At 75.0% G+C, this 3,131-nt stretch carries 4 protein-coding genes; all 4 read left to right on the forward strand.

The genetic code is table 11. The features are described 5' to 3' along the window. Window positions 1–64 precede the first annotated feature (64 nt). Window positions 65–1,402, forward strand: a complete 1,338-nt coding sequence (locus CTKZ_RS20065) for an aspartate aminotransferase family protein (protein ID WP_200829849.1) — start codon at window positions 65–67, stop codon at window positions 1,400–1,402. A 59-nt stretch (window positions 1,403–1,461) separates the two neighbouring features. Then, window positions 1,462–2,226 carry an SDR family oxidoreductase gene (locus tag CTKZ_RS20070; RefSeq protein ID WP_124344566.1) on the forward strand — a complete coding sequence of 255 codons (765 nt, stop codon included), beginning with the start codon at window positions 1,462–1,464 and terminating at the stop codon, window positions 2,224–2,226. A 70-nt stretch (window positions 2,227–2,296) separates the two neighbouring features. Next, window positions 2,297–2,938 (forward strand): SigE family RNA polymerase sigma factor, encoded by a 642-nt coding sequence (locus CTKZ_RS20075; RefSeq protein WP_307720325.1) that lies wholly within the window; start codon window positions 2,297–2,299, stop codon window positions 2,936–2,938. Next, window positions 2,935–3,131 (forward strand): hypothetical protein (locus tag CTKZ_RS20080; protein ID WP_148090534.1); only part of this gene is annotated, 197 nt, incomplete at its 3' end. The genes CTKZ_RS20075 and CTKZ_RS20080, both read left to right, overlap by 4 nt.

The following is a 3,131-nucleotide window of genomic DNA, read 5'->3' on the forward strand; positions in this document are numbered from 1 at the left end:
CCCGTGCGGCGCGGGTGCACCCTGCCCGCGCCGCACGGCCCGGCACGACCGACGAGGGGGAGACGTGAGCGTCCCGACCAGCACGACCATCCATCCCGACGACGCCGCCGCCGTGCGGCTCGACCGCGAGCACGTCTTCCACTCCTGGTCCGCCCAGGCGGCGCTCGACCCGCTCGTCCTGGCCGGCGGCTCCGGCTCGCACGTCTGGGACGCGTCGGGCCGCCGCTACCTCGACTTCTCGAGCCAGCTCGTCAACACGAACATCGGCCACCAGCACCCGCGCGTCGTCGAGGCGATCCGCGCGCAGGCGTCGACGCTTACGACGATCGCACCGTCGACCGCGGCGCTCGTCCGCGGCGAGGCGGCGGAGCGGGTCCTGGCGCACGCGCCCGCGGGCTTCTCGAAGGTGTTCTTCACCAACGGCGGCGCCGACGCGAACGAGAACGCGATCCGCATGGCGCGCCTGCACACGGGCCGCGACAAGGTCGTGTCGCACTACCGCTCGTACCACGGCAACACCGGCGCGGCCGTCGTCGCGACGGGGGACTGGCGGCGCGTGCCCAACGAGTACGCGCGCGGTCACGTGCACGTCTTCGGCCCGTACCCGTACCGGTCGGAGTTCTGGTCGACGACCCCCGAGCAGGAGGCCGAGCGCGCGCTGCACCACCTGGAGCGCGTGATCCAGTCCGAGGGCCCGACGTCGGTCGCCGCGATCCTGCTCGAGACGATCCCCGGCACGGCCGGCGTGCTCGTCCCGCCGCCCGGCTACCTGCGCGGCGTCCGCGAGATCGCCGACCGGTACGGGATCGTGCTGGTCCTCGACGAGGTCATGGCGGGGTTCGGCCGGACCGGGCGATGGCTCGCGCTCGACGGGTTCGACGTCGTGCCCGACCTCATCACCTTCGCGAAGGGCGTCAACTCCGGGTACGTCCCCGCCGGCGGCGTGATGATCTCCGACGCGATCGCGCGGACCTTCGACGTGCGCGTCTTCCCCGGCGGGCTCACGTACTCCGGTCACCCGCTCGCGATGGCCGCGATCGTCGCGACGCTCGACGCCATGGCCCACGAGGGGATCGTCGACCACGCCGCGGCGGTCGGTCGGGACGTGATCGGCCCTGGCCTGGCCGCGCTCGCCGCCCGCAACCCGCTGGTCGGGGAGGTCCGCGGGCTCGGCGTCTTCTGGGCGGTCGAGCTCGTCCGTGACCGTGCGACCCGCGAACCCGTCGACGCGTCCGTGATCGGCCGGGTCCGCGCCGAGGCCCTCGCCCGCGGCCTGCTGCCGTTCACCGCCGACAACCGCGTGCACGTCGTGCCCCCGTGCGTCGTCACGCCCGACGAGGCCGCGCACGGTCTCGAGATCCTCGGCGACGTGCTCGACGCCGTCGCCGCCGACGTGCTGTGATGCGCGACGGCACGCCCGACCGCCACCCGCACGACCGTGAGCAACCCCAGGGAGACCCGATGAGCACCGCCCCCGTCCGTCCGCGCCGCGCCGTCGTCACGGGGGCCTCGTCCGGGATCGGCGCCGCGACCGTGCGGCGCCTGCGCGCCGAGGGCTGGGACGTCGTCGCGACGGCTCGCCGGGCCGACCGGCTGGAGGCGCTCGCTGCCGAGACCGGTGCGGAGGCGTTCGTCGCCGACGTCACGTCCGACGACGACGTGGCCCGCCTCGCCGCGCACGTCGCCGCGACGGGCGGGCTCGACGCGCTCGTGAACAACGCCGGCGGTGCCCTCGGCCTCGACCCGGTCGAGACCGCCGACCTCGAGCAGTGGCGGACGATGTACGACCTCAACGTGCTCGGCACCCTGCGCGTGACGAAGGCGTTCCTCCCGCTGCTGCGCGAGCGTGAGTCGGGTGACGTCGTCGTGGTCACGTCGACCGCCGCGCACGGCGCGTACGAGGGCGGCGCGGGGTACACCGGCGCCAAGCACGCCGAGCGGATGCTCGCGACGACGCTGCGGTGGGAGATCGTCGGCGAGCCGATCCGCGTGATCGAGATCGCGCCCGGTGCGGTCGCGACCGAGGAGTTCTCGCTCGTCCGGTTCGACGGCGACGAGGCCCGCGCCGCCGCCGTCTACGAGGGGTACCAGCCGCTCGTCGCCGACGACATCGCCGACACGATCACGTGGGCGCTGACCCGCCCGCCGCACGTCAACGTCGACCTCCTCGTCGTCCGCCCGCGCGCGCAGGCGCACAACACCAAGACGGCCCGCACGGGCGTGTAGCCGGACGCAACCTTGGACCCCGCCCAGCCGTGTACGGGGTATGACGACACTGTCGACCGAGGGGAGCGCCGTGGACCGCGGTGACCCGGCCGACGTCGACGAACGCGTCGACGTGCTGCTCGCGGGTGGGCGAGCGGCCGACGACCCGGACCACGAGTCGGAGTTCGCCGCGTTCATGCGCGAGAGCGCGCCGGCGCTCGCGCGGACCGCGTGGCTGCTGTGCGGCGACGAGCACCGTGCGCAGGACCTCGTGCAGCTGGCGCTCATGCGCACGTACCTCGCCTGGCCGCGCGCCCGTCAGCGCGACCCCGTGGCCTACGCGCGTCGCGTCCTGGCGAACGCCCGGATCGACGCGTGGCGCAAGGTCCGCCGAGAGGTGCTCACGGCGCCGCACGACCTTCCGGACGGGATGGTGGCGGAGGAGGCCCGGTCGCACGCGGACCGGGACCAGCTGGTCCGGGCGCTGCGCACCCTGACAGTGCGACAGCGCCGGGTCGTCGTCCTCCGCCACCTCGTCGGCCTCTCGGAGCAGGAGGTCGCCGACGACCTCGGCGTGTCGGTCGGGACCGTGAAGTCGACCGCCTCGCGCGGTCTCGCCCGGCTCCGAGTCGCGCTGGCGGAACCCGGGCCGATCGCCAGCACGTTGCCGCCGAGCGGGTCACGGCCCGCGACCGGCTCCCCGGCAGAGCCCGGGAAGGAGACCCGCGCATGAGCACCGACGAGGACTTCGCGCGCGCACTGCGTCAGCGGGTGGAGCTGGTCGCGCCCGACATCCGGGTCGACACCGGTCGCGTCGTCCCGGGGGCGCGCCGCCTGCGCCGCCGCATGCGCGTCGTCGCCGCCCTCGCGACGGCCGCGGTCGCCGCAGGCGCGGGCACGGCCGCCGCGCTCGGCGGGTCGTGGTC

Source organism: Cellulomonas algicola (assembly GCF_003851725.1).
Taxonomy (GTDB): domain Bacteria; phylum Actinomycetota; class Actinomycetes; order Actinomycetales; family Cellulomonadaceae; genus Cellulomonas; species Cellulomonas algicola.

Bases quoted from the DNA above. Each gene is read 5' to 3' on its own strand.
- CTKZ_RS20070 (WP_124344566.1), top strand. From the start codon at position 1,462: ATGAGCACCGCCCCCGTCCGTCCGCGCCGCGCCGTCGTCACGGGGGCC.